The 24,099-nt window shown below is 39.5% G+C and carries 18 protein-coding genes; 11 read left to right on the plus strand and 7 right to left on the minus strand.

Annotation, left to right across the window (positions count from 1 at the left end; translation table 11 throughout):
- Positions 1-17: 17 nt before the first annotated feature.
- The 4 genes from ahcY to G3567_RS11465 all read left to right on the plus strand — a co-directional run bounded on the left by ahcY (position 18) and on the right by G3567_RS11465 (position 4,372).
- Positions 18-1,334: an adenosylhomocysteinase gene (gene ahcY / locus G3567_RS11450; protein WP_164005467.1), complete on the plus strand. Its 1,317-nt coding sequence runs from the start codon at positions 18-20 to the stop codon at positions 1,332-1,334.
- A 128-nt stretch (positions 1,335-1,462) separates the two neighbouring features.
- Positions 1,463-2,329, plus strand: a complete 867-nt coding sequence (locus G3567_RS11455) for a tetratricopeptide repeat protein (RefSeq protein WP_164005468.1) — start codon at positions 1,463-1,465, stop codon at positions 2,327-2,329.
- A gap of 80 nt (positions 2,330-2,409) precedes the next feature.
- Positions 2,410-3,765, plus strand: a complete 1,356-nt coding sequence (locus G3567_RS11460; RefSeq protein WP_164005469.1) for a UDP-N-acetylmuramate--L-alanine ligase — start codon at positions 2,410-2,412, stop codon at positions 3,763-3,765.
- A 160-nt stretch (positions 3,766-3,925) separates the two neighbouring features.
- A complete protein-coding gene (locus G3567_RS11465) occupies positions 3,926-4,372 on the plus strand; it encodes a 3D domain-containing protein (protein ID WP_164005470.1) in 447 nt (148 codons plus the stop codon).
- Between the two features lie 112 nt (positions 4,373-4,484).
- On the opposite strand, the gene G3567_RS11470 is transcribed toward G3567_RS11465, so the two are convergent.
- Positions 4,485-5,063 (minus strand): FMN-binding negative transcriptional regulator, encoded by a 579-nt coding sequence (locus G3567_RS11470; RefSeq protein WP_164005471.1) that lies wholly within the window; start codon positions 5,061-5,063, stop codon positions 4,485-4,487.
- A gap of 713 nt (positions 5,064-5,776) precedes the next feature.
- Here G3567_RS11470 and G3567_RS11475 point away from each other — a divergent pair.
- From G3567_RS11475 to G3567_RS11500, 6 genes are all read left to right on the plus strand, one after another.
- Entirely contained in the window at positions 5,777-9,163 is a 3,387-nt protein-coding gene (locus G3567_RS11475; RefSeq protein ID WP_164005472.1) for a PAS domain S-box protein, read from the plus strand.
- Positions 9,147-9,536 carry a response regulator gene (locus G3567_RS11480; protein ID WP_164005473.1) on the plus strand — a complete coding sequence of 130 codons (390 nt, stop codon included), beginning with the start codon at positions 9,147-9,149 and terminating at the stop codon, positions 9,534-9,536. The genes G3567_RS11475 and G3567_RS11480 overlap by 17 nt, the downstream gene beginning before the upstream one ends.
- A 330-nt stretch (positions 9,537-9,866) precedes the next feature.
- Positions 9,867-10,565 carry a RadC family protein gene (gene radC / locus G3567_RS11485; protein ID WP_164005474.1) on the plus strand — a complete coding sequence of 233 codons (699 nt, stop codon included), beginning with the start codon at positions 9,867-9,869 and terminating at the stop codon, positions 10,563-10,565.
- 3 nt (positions 10,566-10,568) lie between these two features.
- The gene (locus tag G3567_RS11490) at positions 10,569-11,852 is read left to right on the plus strand and encodes a polysaccharide deacetylase family protein (protein WP_164005475.1); all 1,284 of its coding nucleotides are present in this window, start codon (positions 10,569-10,571) and stop codon (positions 11,850-11,852) included.
- The gene (locus G3567_RS11495) at positions 11,853-12,527 is read left to right on the plus strand and encodes a YjjG family noncanonical pyrimidine nucleotidase (RefSeq protein ID WP_164005476.1); all 675 of its coding nucleotides are present in this window, start codon (positions 11,853-11,855) and stop codon (positions 12,525-12,527) included.
- The gene (locus G3567_RS11500) at positions 12,528-13,298 is read left to right on the plus strand and encodes a hypothetical protein (protein ID WP_164005477.1); all 771 of its coding nucleotides are present in this window, start codon (positions 12,528-12,530) and stop codon (positions 13,296-13,298) included. It abuts the gene before it with no gap.
- On the opposite strand, the gene G3567_RS11505 is transcribed toward G3567_RS11500, so the two are convergent.
- Complete coding sequence (locus tag G3567_RS11505) at positions 13,292-14,569, minus strand: replication-associated recombination protein A (RefSeq protein WP_164005478.1); 1,278 nt, start codon at positions 14,567-14,569, stop codon at positions 13,292-13,294. The genes G3567_RS11500 and G3567_RS11505 overlap by 7 nt on opposite strands.
- A 97-nt stretch (positions 14,570-14,666) precedes the next feature.
- On the opposite strand from G3567_RS11505, the gene G3567_RS11510 reads away from it, so the two are divergent.
- Positions 14,667-15,428: a rhomboid family intramembrane serine protease gene (locus tag G3567_RS11510; protein ID WP_164005479.1), complete on the plus strand. Its 762-nt coding sequence runs from the start codon at positions 14,667-14,669 to the stop codon at positions 15,426-15,428.
- Between the two features lie 5 nt (positions 15,429-15,433).
- On the opposite strand, the gene rlmB is transcribed toward G3567_RS11510, so the two are convergent.
- The 5 genes from rlmB to G3567_RS11535 form a co-directional block, all read right to left on the minus strand.
- A complete protein-coding gene (rlmB, locus tag G3567_RS11515) occupies positions 15,434-16,177 on the minus strand; it encodes a 23S rRNA (guanosine(2251)-2'-O)-methyltransferase RlmB (RefSeq protein ID WP_164005480.1) in 744 nt (247 codons plus the stop codon).
- Positions 16,178-16,244: 67 nt separating this feature from the next.
- A complete protein-coding gene (locus G3567_RS11520) occupies positions 16,245-18,095 on the minus strand; it encodes a S8 family serine peptidase (RefSeq protein ID WP_164005481.1) in 1,851 nt (616 codons plus the stop codon).
- An 82-nt stretch (positions 18,096-18,177) separates the two neighbouring features.
- Positions 18,178-18,903, minus strand: a complete 726-nt coding sequence (locus tag G3567_RS11525) for a DUF1735 domain-containing protein (protein WP_164005482.1) — start codon at positions 18,901-18,903, stop codon at positions 18,178-18,180.
- Positions 18,904-18,915: 12 nt separating this feature from the next.
- Positions 18,916-20,457 (minus strand): RagB/SusD family nutrient uptake outer membrane protein, encoded by a 1,542-nt coding sequence (locus G3567_RS11530; protein ID WP_205521224.1) that lies wholly within the window; start codon positions 20,455-20,457, stop codon positions 18,916-18,918.
- A gap of 17 nt (positions 20,458-20,474) precedes the next feature.
- Entirely contained in the window at positions 20,475-23,711 is a 3,237-nt protein-coding gene (locus tag G3567_RS11535; protein ID WP_164005483.1) for a SusC/RagA family TonB-linked outer membrane protein, read from the minus strand.
- Positions 23,712-24,099: the final 388 nt, after the last annotated feature.

Consider the following 24,099-nt stretch of genomic DNA (forward strand, 5'->3'; position numbering starts at 1 on the left):
TATAATAAAAATAAATCATGAGTACAGAAACACTACCTTATACTCCTTATAAAGTTAAAGATATTACTTTGGCAGAATGGGGACGACGCGAAATAGAATTGGCAGAATCGGAAATGCCAGGATTGATGGCCCTTAGAGAAGAATTTGGTAAAGAAAAACCACTGAAAGGTGCTCGTATTGCCGGATGTCTACACATGACTATTCAAACTGCTGTTCTTATCGAAACCCTGGTCGAGCTTGGAGCTGAGGTGACGTGGAGTTCTTGTAATATATTTTCTACTCAGGATCATGCTGCTGCAGCTATTGCAGAAGCAGGTGTTGCGGTTTACGCCTGGAAAGGAATGACCGAAGAAGAATTTAACTGGTGTATTGAACAGACGTTGTTCTTCGGTGAAGACAGAAAACCACTGAATATGATTCTGGATGATGGTGGAGACCTGACCAATATGGTATTGGACGATTATCCGCAGCTAGCAGAAGCTATCAAAGGTCTTTCTGAAGAAACCACAACGGGTGTTCACAGACTTTATGAGCGCATGAAAAAAGGAACACTGCCTATGCCGGCAATCAATGTGAACGACAGTGTTACCAAATCTAAATTCGATAACAAATACGGCTGTAGAGAAAGTGCTGTGGATGCGATACGAAGAGCTACCGACCTGATGCTTGCCGGAAAACGAGTCATCGTTTGTGGTTATGGGGATGTGGGTAAAGGAACTGCAGCTTCGTTTAAAGGCGCCGGTTCTATCGTCACCATTACTGAAATTGATCCTATCTGTGCCTTGCAGGCGGCTATGGACGGGTTTGAAGTGAAAAAATTAGAAACTGTGGCTGCAACTGCAGATATAGTGATTACAACTACAGGTAATAAAGACATCATAAGAGGTGAGCATTTTGAATCCTTTAAAGACAAAACCATCGTCTGTAACATTGGACATTTCGACAATGAAATCGATGTGGCCTGGTTGAAGAAAAACCACGGAGATACGCGAGTGGAGATCAAGCCACAGGTCGATAAATATACCATCAACGGCAAAGACATTATCCTTCTTGCTGAAGGTAGACTGGTCAACCTCGGTTGTGCCACAGGGCATCCAAGTTTTGTGATGAGTAATTCATTTACCAACCAGACTTTAGCCCAGCTGGAACTTTGGAGAAATACAGACCAATACAAGAACGAAGTCTATATGTTGCCTAAACATCTCGATGAGAAGGTCGCCAAACTTCACCTGGAGCGTATCGGGGTGGAACTGACAGAGCTGAAATCAGATCAGGCCGATTATATCGGGGTGAATGTGGAAGGCCCATTCAAACCTGAGTATTACAGATATTAATCGATGTTTCAATCCATCAATTTAGAAAACCAAGCCTTTATGGCTTGGTTTTTTGTTTTTAAATTAAAAGTTATTTCTTTAAGCTGAAAATATCAGGTCGAGTCCTCTTGTAATTAAAATACCATACCATGAGAACATTCTTATTTATCATCGCCTTTCCATTGGTTGTCTTTTCTCAAACCTCTTTTGAAGCGGGAAAACAGGCATTTGAAGACGGAGACTTTAAACAAGCCATTCCCTTATTAACTCGTGTACTGAAACAAGAACCTTCCCATAAAACAGCAAGAGATAGGTTAGGACAATCCTACGCCAGATTAGGTCTTTGGGAGAAAAGTGCAGAAGTCTATAAAACTTTGGTAGAAGAGTATCCTGAACATGCCGAATACCATTTCAGATATGGCGGAGCGCTCGGACTTGTGGCTAAGGAAGGCGGTAGTTTTAAAGCCTTAAGTCTGCTGGGGGAGGTCAAGTTTCACTTAAAAAAAGCCATAGAACTAAATGCCAAGCATATTGAAGCGCGATGGGCCTTGCTTCAAATGTATCTGGAATTGCCGGGGATTGTTGGTGGCAGCGAAAGCACGTCCCGAGACTATGCCTCGCAATTGGAAAAGATAAGTCCCGTAGACGGCGCCCTGGCTTTTGGGTATATCGAAAGAGACCTGGAAAACTACGATAAAGCAGAAGTTCACTACAAAAAAGCGGTGGAACTGGGGCAGTCTGTAACGGCTTACAAAGAACTGGCAGAGCTGTACGAACGTTTAAAAAATGAAGCTGACTACTTTCAGAGTTTAGAAACTGGAATCAGAAAACTGAATTCTGTCGCTTTGGCTTCACTATATGCCGAAAGCGCCCTCAGGCTGAATAGAAATAAACAACAGGCTTTAGACCTTTTAAACAGTTTAAATCCTGCTGAATTTAATACTGCCTCTGTAACACGCTTAGGCAGGGCAGAAGAACTAAAAAAACTGAGCCAGTTGAAATCTCAGTTAAATTAAGGAAATTTTAGAGAGGATTACAGTCTGGAAATTTTCATCTGGATGGGAAACCTTTATCTTTGGAATCTAATAAAAAACAGATGCATTTACATTTTATTGCGATAGGAGGTAGTGCCATGCATAATCTTGCCCTGGCACTTCATGAAAAAGGCGATCACATAACAGGTAGTGATGATGAAATATTTGAGCCTTCCAAATCCAGACTTGAGGCTAAAGGATTATTGCCTGAAGAGTTTGGTTGGTTTCCTGAAAAAATTACTTCTGAAATAGATGCTGTAATTCTTGGAATGCATGCCAAAGCTGACAATCCTGAACTACTGAAAGCTAAGGAGCTTGGTCTCAAAATATATTCTTACCCTGAATACCTCTATGAACATTCCAAACATAAAACACGAGTGGTTATAGGCGGTTCGCACGGTAAAACGAGTATTACGGCTATGATTTTGCATGTGATGCATTATCAGGGTAAAGAAGTTGACTTTATGGTAGGCGCTCAGCTGGAAGGCTTTGACACCATGGTTCATTTAACCGATGAGAATGATTTTATTCTGCTTGAAGGGGACGAGTATTTGAGTTCTGCAATCGATCGCCGGCCAAAATTTCATCTCTACGAACCCAATATTGCTCTCTTAAGCGGTATTGCCTGGGACCATATCAATGTGTTTCCAACGTTTGAAAACTATGTCGAGCAGTTTGAGATTTTTCTGGAGACCATGACCAACGGCAGTACCCTGGTGTATAATGAAGAAGATGATATCTTAACTCAACTTGCACAAAAAGCCACAAAACCTACGAGAAAGCATGCCTATTCCACTCCGGAACACAGCATAGAAGACGGTGTGACTTATCTGGAAACTGCAGAAGGGCCAATGCCCGTGGAAGTTTTTGGGAAACACAACCTGCAAAACATAGCCGGAGCCAAATGGATTTGCCAGCATATGGGGGTAGACGAAGATGATTTCTATGAAGCCATTACCAGTTTTACAGGGGCATCCAAACGCCTGGAAAAAATCGCCCAATCTGAAAAAGCTCTCGTTTTTAAAGATTATGCACATTCACCTTCCAAAGTTCTGGCAACGACCAAAGCAGTTAAAGCTCAATTTCCCTCTAAAATCGTTTTGGCCTGTCTGGAGCTTCATACTTACAGTAGCTTGAATGCCGAGTTTCTAAAAGAATACAAAGAGGCTTTAAATGCAGCCGATGAAGCGGTAGTATTTTATTCTCCAAAGGCGCTCGAGATCAAACAGCTGGAGGCCATTACCGAGGAGCAAATCTTTCAGGCCTTTGGCAGAAAAGATTTAAAAGTGTTTACAGATCCTAAAGCTTTCCAAAACTTTTTGAAATCTAAAACCTACATGGATCATGTTTTGTTACTTATGAGTTCAGGGAATTATGGAGGTCTGGACTTCGATGAGGTTAAACACTGGATTCGATAAGAATCAATTTTAGATCTTGTTTACAATTTCAACCTAAGACTTCATGAATTATAGACCTCACAGCCCCAAAAGCTTTGAGGACTGTTAGGTTTTGTTCCAAAACTTCTCTAAAAACCTGTCGACTTAAATTTAATGAAGTAAAAAACTAAATTCAATACCAATGAATCGTCAAATTTTAAAAAAAGAGTTCAAAGTAAAGCTAGTTGCATTTTTAAGTGTTCTACTTCTGGTCGCAAGTTGCAAAAGCAATGACAATGGTGAAGAGGTCACGATGACCGTCACGGCTACGGCTTACAACTCTGTGGAAGCACAGACCAAAAAGGGGAACCCAAACCTTACCGCCTGGGGAGATATCCTGGAGCCTGGTGAAAAATCCATTGCTGTATCACGAGACTTGATTGATATGGGTCTGAGCCATAATCAGGAAGTACAGATTAAGGGGCTTCCAGGCACTTATATCGTAAAAGATAAAATGAACAGACGCTGGGAAAAGAAAATTGATATCTATATGGGAGTAGATGAAGAAGCAGCCAGAGAATGGGGAAAAAAAGAAGTTGAAATCACTTACGTTCTTGAGGAAGAGAAAACAGAACAGGTCTCAAAATAAGTCAAGTTTTCGAGTTTAAGACCTCACAGTCCCCAAAGCCTAAGGGACTGTGAGGTCTTATTATAGCCCTAATTTATAAACCTATATCGCTTTGAAATAGCCTTTAAAAGGTTTAATACTGCAAGCTGTTTAAAAAATAATCCAGGCGTTGAGTTTGGCTCTCCTTCAGCAGCACTTTAGCTTTTTCAAAGTGCGCCTGAGATTTGTCCTGGCTCATTTTGAACCTCCCATGGAAGCTATCAATGGATACTTCAAAACCCTGGATAAAATGCTTGAGCATCTCGATTTTGGGATGTGTATAGGCTAATTTGAAGTCAGAATCCATCTGATCGGTCATCTCCACAAGGCTTTGGATGAGCTCTTGGTCATCGCCATAAGAAACGCTTCCTTTCACGTGAACTTTTGCAAAGTTAAACGTGGGAAGTTCTTCGGTAGGGAAGGCTGCAGGAGAAATATAAGCATCCCCTCCATGAAATACGAGTTCTACTTTGGAATTGTGCAGATGCTGAAACTGCGGATTTTCCTTATTGATATGCCCTAAAAGTTTGTTTTCCGAAATAATAAACGGGATGTGAGACGTGAAAATTTCATTCTCAAAGTGACTGATAAGCGTGGCAAGCGGAAACAGTTCAATAAAGCCCTGGATGCGCGTCCAGTCGTTGGCTGTAAAATGATCGGGCAAGTAGCTCATAAGTTTTAAAGTGATTTCTGGTCTTAGGAATTTCAATCAAAATTACAACCTTAGTATTAATTGACATCAATTTCTTTTTCAGTTTTTACCTTAAATCTAATTAGGTTTAAAATCTATCTTCACTGTTTAAGTAGCAAAAAGTCTGTTCTTTTCTCTAAATTCAATCTTCTATTAGTCAAATGAAAAGGACCTGTCCAATATAAGACGTTTTACCCAATTATGATATAACAGAATAGGGAGGCAACACGGATGTAAGATGTCAGTAATGTGACAGATCTTGGGAGTCTAATTTTCCCAATATGACTAATGATCGCTTTGAACTTATAGATCAAAGAACTGTTATGACTTTACTTTGGTATCCAAACAGAATACAATATAGGGAAGAGTCCTGAGTTTGTTGCTGAAACCTAATTCTATTTAAAGCAAGACTCTCTGCAGAGGTTTTCCAAGTCTATCGGTATTTATATTTTATTGGACCCTTAATCAGAAATCTTCTCGATGGATCTTGTTTTTTTGGGTGTAGAGGTGCATTTCTAAACCCATCTGTCTTTTTGACTTTGAGTAAGATTTTGGGTTAATAGTTTAGTGTATTGAGGCCTTGTTTTGAAAGTATTGTTTGAAGTTTAGAATCAAAAATAAACCACGAGTATTCAAAAATAAATATTAACTTACAAAGTCTTAAAGTTTAGTTTAATATTGAACTATAAATAAGAATGATAAAAAATACACTTCATAGTTGCATTAAATCAAATCCTGTTTTTCTTGACCTAATCAATGATTATGCAACCGAAGGCTATCTTTTTTGGAATAAAAACAATCCCGAACATCTTCTTATAGATTCTAAGCTGGGTTCAAGAATTACCATTAAAGGATATAAAAATTCCGTTGAAATCAACCCCTATAAGTCCGATACGGTTTACAGGGAATTTCTGCAGCAAATTATTTCTAAAGTATTGGAAAAAAGTGAAAGTGTAGACTCACCAACTGGAATTGAAAATGTTTTTTTAAATGAAAATTCGTATAACACTAAATTATATTTCAGTACCCACAAGGAATCGAAAGCTGGTCCAGAATACTATCTGGTAGCTATCAAATCTTCAGGAATTCTTGATAAAAGAAACCCTTTAGAGACGAATTCTTCTGGCTTTAGTGTTGCGACCTGGCAGTATAATGTTCAGACTGGCGAATTACATGTCAATGATAATTGGGCAAATTTACTTGGCTATACACTTGAAGAGTTAGGACCTCTTGATTTTACTACTTTCGCTAATTTGTCACATCCTGAGGATATTTCAATTGTCAAAAAACTGTTGGAACAGTATGTCGTTAATGAGCTGGATGAATATCGATGTGAGATCAGGATGAAGCATAAAAATGGGAATTGGGTTTGGATATTGGCTAAAGGGAATTCAGTTTCTAGAACAGATGATGGCAGAGTGGAATGGATGATAGGCTCTCACATAGATATAAGCGAAAGAAAAGAGAAAGAGCAGGAATCTGAAGCTTTTGCTTTGGTGGCAAAGGAAACAGATTATTCTGTTATCGTGACATCTGTTGAGGGTATCACTACTTTTGTTAACGATTCTTTTACTAAAATGACAGGCTATTCCAGTGAAGAGATGATTGGCCATAAACCCGGAGATATTCTACATGGTGAATTAACCAAAAAGGAGGATATTGATTCCTTTAGAAGGCTGCTGCAAAAAAAAGAACCTTTTAATCAAGAAATACTGAATTACAGAAAGAATGGGGAGGCTTATGATGTTTCCTGTTTTGTAAACCGGGTCCTGAATGATAAAGGAGAGGTGATTAAATTCATTTCCCTTCAAAGAGATATTACAGAGGAAAAGAGAAATAAAAATTTCCTTAGAACTTTCAAAAATACCTTGGATCAAACAAAAGATTGTGTGTTTCTTTTCTGGGAAACTAACTTAGAATTTTTTTATGTTAATGAAGCTGCTATAGCAATGATGGGATATAGCGAGCAGGAATTATTATCCTTGCATCCTTATGATATCAAACCTGAATATCCAAAAGAAAAATTTAGAGAACTTTCTAATAGTTTAGTCCATCAAGAGGAAAAGTCAGTACGATTTAAAACCACACATAAGACTAAAAGCGGAGAGGAAATTCCCGTTGAGATCTTTATTCAATACATCAATAACAAAACCGAGGAACCGTATTTTTTAGCTATCGTTCATGATATTTCAGAACGTCTTGAAAGTGAGCGAAAATTAAACCAGTTATCTCTCGTAGCTGAAAATACCACCGATTTTGTCATTATTATGGATAGTATAGGTAAAATTGAATATATAAATGAAGCTTTTGAGCAGAAAACAGGTTATTCGTTAGAAGAAATAGAAGGTAAAAAGTCGGAAGAATTTTTACATGGTCCAGAAACAGATTCAGACTTTATCAAGAGAAAACAAAAAAGCTTTGAAAATTTAGAACCTTTAGCTTATGAGGTTTTAAACTACACCAAGGCAGGTGATAAATTTTGGGTCTCTGCCACCCTTAACCCTGTTTTTGATAAGAACGGCGAAGTGCAGAATATAATCGCCATCGGAAAAGACATTACAGACAGAAAAGAACTGGAACTGTCTTTAAAGAAAGAGAAAAAATTTCTGGATGAGGTTATCAATTCCAAGACTTTGAGTATTGTGATCATCGATAGTGCGGGTAACATTACTTTTGCAAATGATGGTGCTGAAAATATCTTAGGCTTAGAAAAAAGTCACATAGAGAAGAAGCAATACAATGATCCTGTCTGGAACCAAATTACTCTGGAAGGAGATCCTTTTCCGGAAGAAGAATTGCCTTTCGTACAGGTCTTGAAATTAAAGCGGCCAGTTACAGATCTTCAGCACGGTTTAGTTTATGAAGATGGTACACAGAAGTTTATATCCGTTTCCGGAGCTCCATTTGAATATCAAGATGATCAGATTTCCAAAATCATCTTTAACATTACGGATATTACGGAAAGAGTCCAGGCACAAAAACAACTTAACAAAACTAAGAATCAGATGCAGAGCATCCTTAGGGAAACCTCAGATGTTGTATATTCCATAAGCATACCGGATAACAAACTTATCTATATCACTCCATCGGTTGAAAAAATCACAGGGTATCCTCAAGCTTATTATTATAGCGAGGATTTTAATAAAGATAAATGGACTGATGTAGTTCATGAGGATGACCTGACTATTTACAAAGAAGGACTTGAAGAATTAAAAAGGAATGGTGAATTTGAAGTAGAGTTTAGGGTTAAGGACAGGAAGAATAATTACAAGTGGGTTTTAAGCAAAGGGAATATAATTACTAAGGAGGATACCGCGATACGATTCGACGGGTATGTCACCGATATTACAAACCGAAAAAAACAGGAAGATTCAATACAGGAATATGTCGGGATTGTAGAAGAACAAAATGAAAGACTTAAGAATTTTACTTACATCGTGTCGCATAACTTAAGATCACATTCATCCAATATTCATGGCTTAATTGATCTGATAAATCTTAAGGACCCCGAGCTTAAAAAAAATGCATATTTTGAAATGCTGGGCAAAGCTTCAGAAAAATTAGAAGACACTCTGCATCATTTGAATGAGGTGGTATCGGTGGTTTCTTCAAAACACGATATGAAAACTGTCAAACTGAATGATTTTATAACCGACTTTCAATCCAGTTTTCAGTCCATGATCGATAAAGCATCGGTCAGTTTTATCAATGAAATCGAAGAGGAAGCATATATTGAAGTGGTCCCTGCATTTTTGGATAGCATTATCACAAATTTGATCACAAACGCCATAAAATATAAAGATCCGGATAAGGATTCATATGTTAGAATATTTTCAAAAAAGAATAAAAAAAACATTATCTTAGGGGTAGAAGATAATGGGCTGGGACTTGACCTAAAGAAATATGGGAGTAAGTTATATGGCATGAATAAAACCTTCCACAACAATAAAGATTCCAGAGGCATTGGCTTATTTCTTACTAGAAATCAAATTGAATCCATGGGAGGTAAAATTAAAGTGAGTAGCATTCCTAAGAAGGGTTCTGTTTTTAAAGTATATTTCAAAAATGGCGATATACAATAAGCTGTTCATAGTAGATGATGACGAACTGTTTGTCGTCATAGCAAAGCACCTGTTACAAGAGCTGGATTTTGCTGAGATTGTCATGGAGTTTCCTGACGGGGAAGATGCTTTTGAATTTTTTAACGAAAACGACCCGAGTCAGTATCCCGATATCATTATTTTGGATATCAATATGAAAAGAATGGATGGCTGGGAATTTTTAAATGCCATAAGACCCTTGAACATCCCTAAAGATATCAAGATTTATATCACATCTTCCTCCATTGATCCGGCAGATCTGGAAAAAGCAAAAGCAGATCCTTACGTCGATTCTTTTATCTCCAAGCCACTGAGTGCTGAGAAATTGAAAGAGATCGCAAGAGATAAAAAGTAAAGCTCAAATTCTATTACGTTAAGAGATAAGCAATGCTGATTGAAAGCTTGAACATAGGGGGTACTTAAAAAAGCTTTTTACTACTTCCTCTAAGTGAAGAAAATAGAAACAATTCCTTTCATCAAATTTTAAACGCTCTTTAAGAAAATAAACATATCAGTATTTTAAACAAAGCCTTCCTGCTTCCGCTTTTATTAGGTGTTGCTTTTTATAGTTTTGGGTATAGCTCTTATGATTCATGTGCGAAAGCATGCCTCATTTTATTGATAAGTCTTAAAATAAAAAGTCTCTTTTTTGATAATGACTATCTTTAACTAAATATCAAGGCACATGTCTCCTTCTCAAAAATCGCTCAGTATAAAACAATGGTCTGTAGACGACAGGCCCAGAGAAAAATTAATTCATAAGGGCAAGTCCAGTCTGAGTGACGCGGAGTTGCTGGCAATTCTTATCGGTTCAGGCAATCGGGACGAAAGCGCCGTGGAGTTATGCAAACGGGTGCTGCATACCTCTGAACACAGTTTGCACAAGCTGGCTAAATTCAATTTGAAACAGCTTCAGGAGTTTAAGGGCATAGGAGAAGCAAAGGCCATAAGTATTCTGGCGGCACTGGAACTCGGCAGCAGGAGGGGAGCAGAACCTTTGGGGGAGCTCACCAAAATCACATCGAGCAAGGATGTGTTCCGGATGATGCATCCATTTATCGGGGATCTGGACCATGAACAATTCTGGGTGCTGATGCTGAACAATTCCAATAAGGTTATTTACAAGTTGCCGTTGAGCAAGGGCGGTATTACTGCAACTATGGTGGATACGCGTCTGGTCTTTAAAAGTGCCCTGGCCCAGGGAGCTACAGCACTCATTTTGACCCATAACCACCCCTCGGGCGCTTTAAAACCAAGCCAGGCAGATATAGACATTACTAAAAAAATCAAAAATGCAGGCGAGCTGCTCGACATTAAGGTGCTGGATCACATCATTGTGACAGAAAAAACTTACTTTAGCTTCGCCGACGAAAGCCTTCTATAATTTATGGAACTACTGGTTTATATTCCCAAACAAACACCGAGAATCAACTATATCTTCAGACATATTTGTGGAAGGATTCTGGGGTTCAAAGTGAAGTTTTGTTCCAAAGTAGAAGATTTCATCGCCTTCGAGGGGGTGAAATTTTCCTATGCCAAAAAGAAACTCGGTAACGAAGTTTTTATTCAGCAATACGGATTACTGGGTGAACTTGGAATAAACGATCTCAATTTCAGCATGGATATCTGGGAAGATGTTCCCTGTTTTTTTAGAGTGTCTTCAGAGAGTGATATTCCTTTTGATATTTTTTCTGCAGCATTTTACCTGGTGACCCGTTACGAAGAATATCAGCCCCACGTTAAAAACGATGTGGATTCTTATCCTTTGGAAGAGAGTTTAGCCTATCAGCATGAGTTTTTAAAAAAACCTGTTGTGGATATGTGGGCTTATAAGTTGAAAGCCATACTGCAAGAAAAATTTCCGGATATTGCATTTCCGGACAAAGGATTTAAAAGTAAATTTATTATATCGGTGTCCAAAGCCTTTAAGCACAGACATAATGGTTTAGTGAGGTTTGTAGGGGCTTCGTTACGGGATTTGTTTCAGTTCAAACTGAAGTCCATGTTCAATCGGTTTAAGACCATGTTGAGGTTGCAGCAGGATCCCTACGACGTTTACGACGAACTTATCGATTTTGCCAAGGCGAATCAAATGCAGCTGGATTTCTTTTTTCAGCTCAGCAACTATTCCCGGTATACCAAGGGCATCAGTTACAACAAAAGGATCTACCATAAGCTGATAAAATCTATGGGCGATTACGGGCATCTGGGACTGCTGCCCGGATTCGAAGCTTTGTATAGTATAGACATCCTGAAAAAAGAAAAAAAACGCTGGGAAAACATCGTCAACAGAAGTCTGACCAAGGCGCTGATTAAAAACTACCATCTCAACTTTCCCGATGCTTATCTCAATTTTAATAAGCTGGAAATTGAGAAAGACTATTCTATGGGGTACCAGAAAAATATTGGCTTTAGAGCAGGAACCTGCACCTCATTTCAGTTTTATGACTTAAACATGGAGCAGGTTTCGGGCTTGTTGATTCACCCCTATGTTTTGAACTCAAATGCACTAAAAGAATTAAACCTCTACGAGCAAATCGATGAGCTTAAAAATTTAAAATCTTCCGTAAAAGCGGTGAATGGACAAATGAACTTCATCTTTGAGAATTCTGATTTTGCTGAGGAGGGTTCAAAAAATGCCATTTTTACACTCATGAAAGAAATGCTATAAATGAAAGGAATTACAGATGTATTTTTCGATTTAGATCATACCCTCTGGGACTTTGATAAAAACTCCGAACTCACTTTTGAACGTATTTTCAAAACCTACAATGTGGATTTACCTCTAAAAGAATTTCTGGAGGTCTATCTGCCGGTGAATAGTAAATACTGGAAGCTGTTTAGAGAAGGTAAAATCGAGCAGGAAAATCTAAGATTTCAAAGGCTGAATGAAGTTTTCGAAATTCTTAAGTATAAATCTTCAGAGCAGCTGGTGAATGATTTATCTCAGGCTTATATCGATCACTTACCAAATCACAACCACCTGTTTCCAGATACCTTCGAGGTACTGACGTATCTGCAAAACAAGTATAAGCTCCATATCATAACCAATGGCTTCTATGAGGTGCAGCATAAGAAACTGGGGAATTCGAAACTGACCCCCTATTTCAAAACCGTTACCACGTCTGAAGACGCCGGTGTCAAGAAGCCGAATAAACTGATTTTTGAGTTTGCTTTAGACCTGGCAAAGACGAAAAATTCCTCAAGTCTTATGATAGGGGATAACCTGGAAGCCGATATTGAAGGAGCCAGGGCTTCAGGAATGGAAGCTATCTTTTTTGGAAAAGAGCCCACTTATGAAGGGCTGCAAATTCAACGCTTAAGCGAATTAAAAACAATGCTGTAAATGAGAGCAATTTTAGTTTTAATCCTGTGGTTTGGTATGCAAACAGGCTGGAGTCAAACCGGCAGCCTGAATGCCTACGAGCACGTCATTATCCCTATGAAGTTTGATTTTCAAAATGAAACCAATGAATATCAGCTTAATATTCTAGCCAGGGTTTTGCTTCAGGAGGAGGGTTTTAAAGTCTTTATGGATACCGAAGAACGACCATTGCAATTCATGGGGAATACCTGTGAAGCCTTGTTTCTTGAGGTCGAGGATACCAGTGGATTTCTAAATATCAGTGTCATTTTCAGGCTAAAAGATTGTTATGATACTGTTCTTTTTGAGTCTGAAAAAGGGCAGACCAAGCTAAAAGACTTTAAAGACGGTTATCAAAAGGCTTTACGTCTTGCGTTTTCTTCTCTTGCCGATCAAAATTACAGATACGACAGCAGCCTGGAAAAGGCAGGTCCAAGATCAGTCCTAGCCACGAGTGAAGGTTTGGAAACCTCTAAAATGACGGAGAGGTATCCCGACAAGAACCTATACAAGTTTGGAGGCCAGACCTTTTGGCTTGTCAAACAGGTTGACGGGGCTTACAGCCTGTTAATGAATGAAGGCAGTGAGCATTATGCAGAACTTGAACAGGCGGATAAGGGAAGCTTTATTTTTAATTCTGACACTATTAATGGCGCAGCTTTTTTTGATGTAGAAGGCAACTTACAGGTGGAATATATGGATCAGGATTTAGGCGAAGTTCAAAGCATTACCTTTAGAAAAATAGATCAATAGGGATATTTTCCAGACCACTTTTGCTTTAAGAATTGTCTTAACTGCTCTTCTCTTTTGTTTTTTCCCGGTTCGTAAAGCATTCTGTTTTTTATGTCCTCCGGCATAAACTCGGCCTGAACGAAATTGTTTTCATAATTATGGGCATACTTATAATCGTCTCCATACCCCAGCTCTTTCATCAGTTTTGTAGGCGCATTCCTAATTGATAATGGTACAGACAAGTCTCCGGTTTCTTTGACCAGGGCCTGAGCTTTGTTGATGGCCTGGTAAGAGGCATTGCTTTTGGCTGAGGTGGCCAGGTAAATCACACACTGGCTCAAAATAATCCTGGCTTCGGGAAAACCGATGGTATTGACTGCCTGAAAGGTATTGTTGGCCATGATTAAAGCGGTAGGATTCGCATTTCCAATATCCTCACTAGCCAGGATAATCAGTCTCCTGGCGATAAATTTCACGTCTTCGCCGCCTTCTATCATTCTGGCCAGCCAATAGACGGCTGCATTGGGATCGCTTCCACGTATGGATTTGATAAAGGCAGAAATGATGTCGTAATGCTGCTCCCCGGTTTTATCGTATCGGGCTGTTTTTTGCTGAATTTTCTCTTCGACCAGTTCATCGGTGATGATGATTTTATCGTCATCCACCGAATTGATGACCAGCTCAAACATGTTGAGGAGTTTCCTGGCATCGCCTCCACTCAGGCGTAGCAGGGAAGTGGTTTCCTTAAGTTCTATGTGTTTCCCGGCCAGATCCTTGTCTTCTTTTAAAGCCCTGTGGAGAAGCTGAATCAAATCGGCTTTCGAAAACTCGTTCAGGACATAAACCTGGCAACGGGATAATAAAGCGGGAATGACTTCAAAACTCGGATTTTCGGTGGTAGCGCCTATCAGGGTAATCCATCCTTTTTCCACAGCACCCAGGAGGGAGTCCTGCTGGGATTTGCTGAATCTATGGATTTCATCAATAAATAAAATCGGATTTTTCTGTTCAAACAAACCCTGGTCCTGTTTCGCTTTTTGGATGACTTCCCGTACGTCTTTTACACCGCTGCTGATGGCAGAAAGTGTGAAAAAGCTGCGTTTGGTTTCCTTTGAAATCAAATTGGCCAGTGTGGTTTTGCCAATACCGGGAGGTCCCCATAAGATAATGGAAGGCACCAGGTCCCGTTTGATCATTTGAGAAATGGTTCCCGTTTCTCCTACAAGATGAGTCTGACTGAGATAATCCGATAGTTGTTTTGGTCGTAGACGTTCTGCTAAAGGTGCTTTCATAATTCAAAATTAGGAATTAATTTCCGACCTGGATAAATAACGAGACATCTTCTGCCTCGAATACTTAAGTGCTTTCTTTTTTCAATACTTTTGACCTATGAATCAAAAAGACCTCATTGTTCAGCATCATCGGCGATCCATTACTGCTGCTATTTTGTGGCCGGTTTTAATCGTTCTTTCCCTTTGGATCGTGTATTGGGTTGAAATTAAATTCAGATTTAATTTCACGAGTTTTGGAGTCTATCCTAGGGAAATGAAAGGCTTAGTTGGCATTATAGCTTCCCCGTTTATCCACAGCGGTATAGAACATCTCTATAAAAACTCCATTCCAGTCCTGGTGCTTACAGCTAGTTTGTTTTACTTCTACAAAGACATTGCCTGGAAGACGCTTCTCTATGGGTTGATTCTTTCCGGTTTGCTGACCTGGCTGATAGGCAGGCCTTCTTACCATATCGGAGCCAGTGGCATGGTTTACTTCTTGGCTTCTTTTTTATTCTTTAAGGGGCTAAAATCCAGAAACTACCGGTTGATTGCCTTATCGCTTATAGTCGTTTTTCTCTACGGGAGTTTAGTCTGGGGAACCATGCCGGGCAAGCCTGGTATTTCCTGGGAAGGACATCTTTCAGGATTTGTAGCGGGCCTGGTCTTTAGCTTTATTTTAAAATCCTCCCACTTCAGCAGTTTGCCTTCTCCTGATACACCCAAACCCAAGCCTGAAAAAGAAGATGAATTCCTGAAGCAGTTTGACGAACAGGGCAATTTCAGACCTTTGGATCCGGAGAATGAAGATGCTTCAGGCTACAGTCAAAATTCGACTGCAGAGGATGAAGATCAGGTGACGTATACGTCTGATTCCTGAATTCATTAATCCCTGGGAAGGCGTTGTCTTAGCGTTTCATACAAAATCACACCACAGGCCACAGAGACGTTAAGCGATTCAATGTCTCCCAGTAAGGGTAGTTTCCCTCGCTGATCCGCCAGTTTTAAAATGCTGGGCTGTATACCTTCACCTTCTCCACCCATGACGATCGCCAGCGGTTTATTCAGGTTTAAATCATAGATAGAATCCTCTGTTTTTTCCGTTGCAGCGACGAGTTCAACACCCGAAGACTTGAGGTAGAAAATGGCATCCTTCAGGTGGTCTACCTTACAAATCGAAATATTAAAGGCTGCACCCGCAGAGGTTTTAATGGTTTCATTATTGACCTGAGCACTGCCGCTTTTAGGTAAAATGACCGCATCTACACCAGTACATTCTGCGGTTCTGAGAATAGCTCCCAGATTTCTGACGTCGGTAACTCCATCTAAAAGCAAAAATAGGGGAGCGGCTTTGGTTTCTAAAACCGCTTCAACCGTCGATTCAAATTCCTTGTACTCAATTTGAGAGGTATAAGCGATAACGCCTTGATGATTTAAGTTTTCAAATTTCTTGAACTTTTGAATAGGGACATAGGAAACTTTCACTGTCTGTTGTTTGGCCAGACCTTCAATTTCCTTGAGCTTAGGATTGTCTGAGTCTTTGAGCAGATTGATTTTTTCAATGTCCTTGTTTTGCTTAAGGGCTTCAACAACGCTGTGTATTCCGAAAATGATATGAGAGTCTTCCATGGTATTTAACTTAAAAGGGATTGACAAAATTATGTCAATCCCTTTAGTAATCCTATGAATAAGTGTTTTATTCTTTAATGATTCTTTTCTGAATGCTTCGCACTGCATCTGTAAGCTTGAGGATATAGATGCCTTTGGATAGTGAGCTCATATCTATGCCCAGCTCTGATGTTGAGTTAAAATTGGATAGGTTCATCACTTCACGTCCTAACATGTCATAAACCGATACTCGAACGTCATCACTGAAACTGATTTCAGGAGATGTAATATTAAGTCTGTTTTTTACCGGGTTTGGCCATAAAGCTATGGTTTCAGACTCGTAAGATTCATTTGAAAGCAACTGCTCTTCAGCATTTAAAAGAATCAGACTATACACCTGGCTTCCATCTTTCAGTTGATTTTTATGCGTGATTTGGATGTCAAAAACGCCCTGTTCTTCTATTTCTATGACTTCGATGTTGTCAACCAGGTTATCTCCAGTCTGAGCAGGGTCAGATGGACTTTCCATGTTCAGTTTCCAGGGCAGGTATACTTCCTGAGTGGCCAGGTTAGTGACTCTAATATCCAAATCATTAACAAGCACAGGAGTTAAATCATTAAAAGTATCTGATACAGCTATTCCTGCGGGATCGTTCCAGGCTACGCCTACTTTCATAACCTTCCCGCTGTTGTTTTCAACCCTCAGCGTATAGGTTTCATTTTCATTTAATGTCCTCTCTTCTATAATATCCCCATTTGATTTATCGATGATAGCTTCAGCCGCTCGTTTTGAATTCATCACTCCCCAGCCGAATAAGGGATCAGGCCCTACTGTACCGGCATCGTCAGCAGTGACAGAAATAAGACCCTTTAGGGTGGAAGATAGCATGAATTCTGCATACAGATTTTGATGCAATTCCTGTAGTAATAAGGCAGAGCCTGCCACACCCGGAGATGCCATGGACGTACCAGTCGCAGTTCTGTATTCGTTTTCAAGTGCTGTTGAGATAATGGATGTACCCAGCCCTGTAATGTCAGGCTTTATTCTGCCATCATCTGTAGGCCCCTGTGAACTACTGCCGTTGATCAGAGCACTTTCAAATACGCCGGTTCTGTAACCGATACTGATCTCACTGGCATTGGCTACCGAGATGGTGTTTTTGGCATTAATACTTCCGGTGAGTTTGTCATAACCGGCTAGAAAGCCTCCTTCATAGATTTCATTACCATCATTACCAGCTGCAAAAACCGGGGCATAGTAGGGGAAAACATTGGTGATGTCATCCCAGATTTTAGCTTCCTGGCTGTAAGCGCCCATAAACCATTCGTTGCCTTCCAGGTTTCTAACAGGAATTCCATACGAGTGATTTGAAATTATAAGTTCATTTCTTCTTAAAGCCTCTATAGCTTCCTGATTATCGTCAACAGCATCGTAAGCATGCAATATGGCCTGGTTTGCCATGCCTTCAGCTTCCAGCGATGCTCCTTTTGCAATTAAGGTACCTGCGACATGTGTGGCATGAAAGGTTTCAATACTGCTGTCATCTTTTTGAATGATTCTTGAAATGGAATTACCATCTATAAATTCTTCATGTAATAGTTCAGGGATGCCACCAACTTCCCAAATCCCTATGGTGTAACCCTCTCCGCTTAATCCTAATCCCAAAGCACCATTTGTTTTTATAAAATCCGTTCGTATGCCTGTCTCAATGTTCCGATTTAAGTTTTCTATATAAATGGGATGCCCATTTTTAATATCCCATAAGAGCCTGTGTTCTTGTTTAACAAATGTTTGAGGATGGTGTGCTTTGTATTCCAGTATTCTTTCACGTCGTTCCGCTTTATTTTGTTTTGTGACTTCAATCAGTTCCTGAAGGCCCTGCTGAGGAAACATCAGAGCGGAGAACATCAAACATAATACGACTACTATCTTTTTCATAAGGTATAAATAAAAAAACTCCGGTAAATATAATTAGAATTATACTTAACCGGAGTTAATAAAATGATATTAAAATTTGCGCTTAGTTCTGAATACTAAATTCACCTACAAACTGAGCACCAAAGTCACCAACAGCTTCTACTAATGTAGTTCCGCCAAAGGAAACACTGGCAGTACCAATGTTAGGGAAGGAAAGACCATCACCAAAGCTGTCATTGACAACAAATTTATAAGTTCCATCAGCAAGACATACTTCTCTGGATGCAGTAGCCTGACCTCTTGAGTAGCCACCTCCTGAATAAAGAACGTTGTCTTGTAAATCTGTGATAGTCCATGATGTTTCATCAGCATAGCCGTCAAATTCAAAACTGACAACCGCTGGTGTATCACAAACCACACTCACCAAGATGCTGATGGTCGAATTGCTGACCTGATTCTCTGCAGTTCTTTCTAAACGAACAACCAGAGTTCCACCTGTAATGCTGAAATCATCATTATAATCAATGGTGAAATCTACCGTAGCTTCATTGCTGCCAGCCGGCACTACCACCGTTGATGGTAAGGTCAAACTAGACATCGGAATCGTAGTACTTTCATCTACAATGAGATTGTAAGTTCTATCTGCTCCTGCTACTCCTCCGGTATAGACATCAAACTGATCGGATACGGAAGCACCTACATCAATATTTACCGATTTAGAAGTTTCTTCAAAACTTACCAAATTACCTGGAGCCAATATGGGATCTGTCTCACAGCTCATAAACAGAGCTGCGACACAGATAAATAATAATTTATTAATATTCCTCATTTTTTTAGTTTTTTAGTTTTGATCACTGATTTCGTTATTGTCCTGAATCTCCTGTAGAGGGATTTCAAAGGTCATTCTTTCGTCGTTGTAAGGGATTGGCACACCTACGAAAGACAAGTGGTTTGTACCTCTTACGGTAGTAGCCTCATTTCTCTTCATAGCTAAGTATGATTTTCCTTCACCCCATAGCTCTAAACGTATTTGCTTATAGATTTCATCCAATAAAACTTGTCCGTTCAAAGCTGCAACGTAAGCAGGATCGATTCCACGAGCTGCAACAAAGTCTTCTAGTTTCGTTTTAGCAGCGGCAGGACTTCCGGATTTTGCTAAAGCTTCTATGTTTAATAATAGAACCTCTGCATATCTCATAAAGACATAATCAGCTTTTACGATTTGAGAAGATCCAAATACCACTCTGTCACTATCATAAAACTTGTTAAACGGTTGTAAGTAACGTGAGCTGTTAGGATTGTTCAAATACTGTCCTCTTCTGGCGTCATTGGCATCCATACTGTTGTACAGACTTTCATCCATAGCCTTGTTGTCTCCAACGGCAGCATAACTGTAAGAGAAAAGGTCGATTTGACCCCACCAGGAGACGAGTCCTACACCAATAGCTTCATTGAGGTCAACACCCCACATCCAGCCTTGAGAGCCTACATTGTTAAATCCGCCACGGATACCGTTAATCGATGTGCTTGTATCCATCAAACTTGCAGATGTACCCGCTAACGCATCGTTGGTTAAAGTAACAACTTCAGACCATCTGTCTTTTCTTGAAGCCAACACATACGCTAATATGGTTTGAGCAACAGACTGATCGATTTCCAGTTTTGAAGGTCTTGAATAATCACCTAAAAGAGGAATTGCTCTGTTAAGGTCAGCCTCAATTACATTATAAACTTCTTCAGTAGTTGATTTCGCATTTCCGGTAATACCTGCTCTGGTGTAGATAGGTAGCGTTGGAGAAGTCCAGGACGCAGTTACATCGTTAACCAAGTATTGAGTGAGGTAAAAATAAGAATGTGCTCTCATCGCAAAGGCCTGGGCCACAATATGTCTGTTGTTGTCAGTCAACTCGTCGATAATGGCCATCGTTTCAGCTTCTGTTTCAGGTTGTGGCTGTCCAAGAATACTCTCGATAACCAAATTGGACCTGTTTATCACTCGGTAGTAATATCTCCAAACCTGATAATTCTCCTGTTGCGTAAAATCTTCAGGTGCCTGAAATTCTGTAATGGCAGCTCTGTACCATCCATAAGTACTCAAGCTAAGGGCCATATCACCAGATAGCATATCACCGTATACGTCATATCCTCTCTGTCCAAAATCTGTATGTGATCCAGTTCCGCCTGTTCCGGATGAGAACATGGTAGAATAGACCCCTGTCATAAAGGCTCCGTTAATTTCTGGATTAACTTCACCAGCCTCACCTATCTGTCTAATGTTCCTAGTGCTACCTGTAGGCTCTTCGACAAGAAACTCCTCTTCACAGCCAACCAGTAGGAAAGCTACGAAGGAAAATTTCATCATGTTTAAAATTGTTTTTTTCATTGTTTTCTTTTTTTTTATTAAAATCTTGCTCTAAGTCCGAACGTAAATGTAGATAATGGCGCGTATCGTCCTCTACCTGAATTTCCGGTCTGACTTGTTGTTGGATTGAATCCTTCTCTTGAACTGCTGATAAACAAGTTATCACCAGATACATAAAGATCTAAATTACTAACACCTACACTTTCTAAAAATTTCTCTGGCATGTTGTAATTTAATAAAATGTTATTTAAGGCTAAAAAGTCAGCTCTTGTAATAAATCTTGTAGACTGTGCATTCACTCTTGGGATCACACGGTCTGCAATACGAGGTACATCTGTAATGTCACCAGGCTGTCTCCATCTGTTTCTTACATCGGTGTGTCTGTTTGTAGCCACAATACCACCATTGTTGTCATGCATCAATTCTGCATACTGACTATCGTAAGCATAACCTCCCACAGAATACGTGAACTGAGTTGATAGTGTAAAGTTATCGTATCGAGCATTAATTCTAAAAGCACCTGTAAGATCAGGAATACCTGATTTACCAACATACTTTTCAGTAGAATTTGCATACTGCTTTGTCACCTGACGCTCAACGGATGCATCCGGATTATCTGCTAAATAAGGAGTTAAGGACTGAATAGATTCGTCAACACCTGAATCAAAAATTCCGTTTCCATTGGTATCGTTGAAATACTGCCACCACATTGGGTAACCATCTGCAGGATCAACTCCAGCATATTCTCTCATGTAAAAGTCAAAGATAGATGCGCCTTCTGAGTACCCATAAGCTCCAACATTCTGGAATATTGCAGGCTCTCCTGTTGAAGGTTCAATAGGCATGGTTTTAAGCTGGTTGTCATACATCGCTCCGTTCAGAGAAACATCTAATCCCCACTTCTGATCATCAACGATTGAAGCATTCAAATCAAATTCAAGACCTGAATTTCTTAAAACACCATCGTTAACTGTGATGATAGCTACACCTGAGGAAGGTGGTTGTCTTCTTGAGAATATTAAGTTTTCTGTATCCTTGATGTAGTAATCTAAATTGACATCCAACCAGCCCATTAATGTTGACTGAACACCAACCTGGTACATATTGGATTCTTCCCAAGTTAAATCAGGATTAGCAAATAAAGACGGCTCTATGGAAAATCCACCACCAACGTTACCTACAGCAAATGTATTGATACCTCTGTAAAATCCTGGGATGTTTTCATCACCAATGACACCGAAAGAGGCTTTTAATTTTAAGAAGTCGATCATGTCATAATCTGAAAGAAAATCTTCCTGACTTAGGACCCACGCAGCACCAATAGAACCGAAGGTACCCCATTTGTCATTAGCAAATCTTGAGGATCCATCCTGTCTTATTGTAGCTGATAAAAAGTATTTATCATCAAAATTATAGTTCCCCTGTCCGAAGTAAGACTCCAAGGTTCTGCGGTTAGTGAAACCCTCTGGATTAGTCAAATTCGTGATATAGTTACTTAACTCTAATCCTCCAGGGATAATCGCTTTACTTTTAAAGGCAGTTGTGTTAGACTGATCAAATTCATTGGTCTGGTGAGCTACAAAAAGCTCTAGGTTATGATCGCCGAATGAATTTTCGTAACGTAACAACTGTAAAAAGTCCATGGTGGTTGTCTCTGTAACACTTTGAAATAAATCTCCGCCATTACCAACACTTACCCCATAGAACTGATTCCCCATAGAATTAAACACGTTGTTAGAGTACTGAAAACCAAATGTCGTTTCAAAAGTTAAGTTTTTAACGATATCCACATTGGCGTTAAAACTACCAACGAATTCATTTCTGTCAGATCCGTTAAAGTCATATCTCGCTGAACCGATAGGGTTCAGGTTGTTAGAGTTAGCTCTGTCTCTGAAACCTGATGAAGAACCGTAATCCAACTGATTTCCTCCAAAAATTGGGTCTGGAACCAGTTCGTAATTATCATCTCTAAGGTAAACAGGGTAAAATGGATTCATCTTGTCTGCAAACTCAAATAAGTTTTCAGCACCATTCGTTTGTCCGTTTTGAACGCTTTCGGATACGGTATAACCTAAGTTAGCACCTACTTTCAACCAGTCTTTAACTTGAGAATCCAGGTTAAGTCTCGTGTTGTATCTTTTGTAGCTTGTACGGATAGCATAACCATTGTCATCAAGGAAACCACCTGAAAAGAAGTATTTGGTTTTCTCGTCACCTCCACCCATTCTTATGTTGGCTTCAGTTCTGATGTCTGGGTTGAAAGCTACGTCTTCGTATCTTTCTGGAGTATATCGTCTGGTGACTCCGTCTCTTACCATTCCTGTTGCAGGATCGATTAGTTCAGAACCATTTGCAACATTCCACATGTTATAACCCACAGGTAGGATAGCGTTTCCGCCAGTTCCAAAGAAATTATCGTTTACAAATTGTACCGGGTTTGGATTACCAGTTAATCTTTCTCTGTTCACTTTTGCTTCCCAAACCAATCCAATGGCTTCTTCAGGTGAAGTGATCACATCGTAACGTGGAATCAACTGCGTGTTGACACCAGTTCTCATGTCCACTTCAATAAAGGATTCACCAGCTTTACCAGCTTTAGTCGTAATTAAGACAACCCCGTTTGCACCTCTGGATCCGTAAATCGCAGTTGCCGAAGCATCTTTTAGAATTACAGTACTCTTGATGTCATTTGGGTTAATCGCATTCAAACTACCTGAGTAAGGCACACCATCTACAACATACAAAGGATCTCTGTTTCCGTTTACAGAACCGAAACCTCTAATACGTACTGTTGAAGTAGTACCAGGTTGCCCGGAAGTGTTAATAACGGTCACACCTGAAGCCTCACCAGCTAAAGATTGAGAAACGTTTGAAAAGTTTTTAGATTCGATGTTTTTAGCCTCGACTACAGAAGCAGAACCTGTAAAGGAACGTTTCGTAGTTGAACCATAACCAACGACTACAACCTCATCCAGGGCTTCGCCTAGCTGAAGGTTAACATCAATTTTAGTTTTAGACCCAACAGCTATGATCTGTGTATCAAACCCAACATAGGAAAATACAAGTCTGTCTGAACTGTCTGCTTCAATGGAATACGTACCATTAAAATCAGTTTGAGTCCCTGTGTTTTGTCCTTCGATTAAAACGTTTACCCCTGGTAAGGGTGATCCGTCAGGATCCGTTACAATACCGGAGACTGTTTTTGTTTGTGCAAAACCAATTTGCACAACCAACGCTAAGAATAGCGTTAATAATCCATTAATTTTTAATTTCATCTTTTTGTTTATTTGAATTAGCCAATGCCAAAAATGAAAATATTAAGTTAATCTCACAAGATTTATTGTATTTATTTTAATACAACAGGTGTTAATTATTAACGTAAAAGTAATATACAATCCAAAACAAACCTTATAGGTGGCTGAATTTTAGATTATTTTAGCAGTTGCTAAAGCTTTAGCTATAAGGAGGTTGTATGTGTTTTAAGCCTATTTTCTTCAATATAAAACAGCTTTTTTTTCTTATATGTTCCTCAGGCTACATTTTTAGGTTTACCAAACCAAACTGATTTTTTGCTTTTATTTTTCAGTTTCAGACCATAAATCAGTATATATTTTGAGTTAAAGCCGCGTTTACATGGTGATTCAGGCTGATCCTAGTATTATA

Source organism: Psychroflexus aurantiacus, from assembly GCF_010820555.1.
Lineage (GTDB): Bacteria > Bacteroidota > Bacteroidia > Flavobacteriales > Flavobacteriaceae > Psychroflexus > Psychroflexus aurantiacus.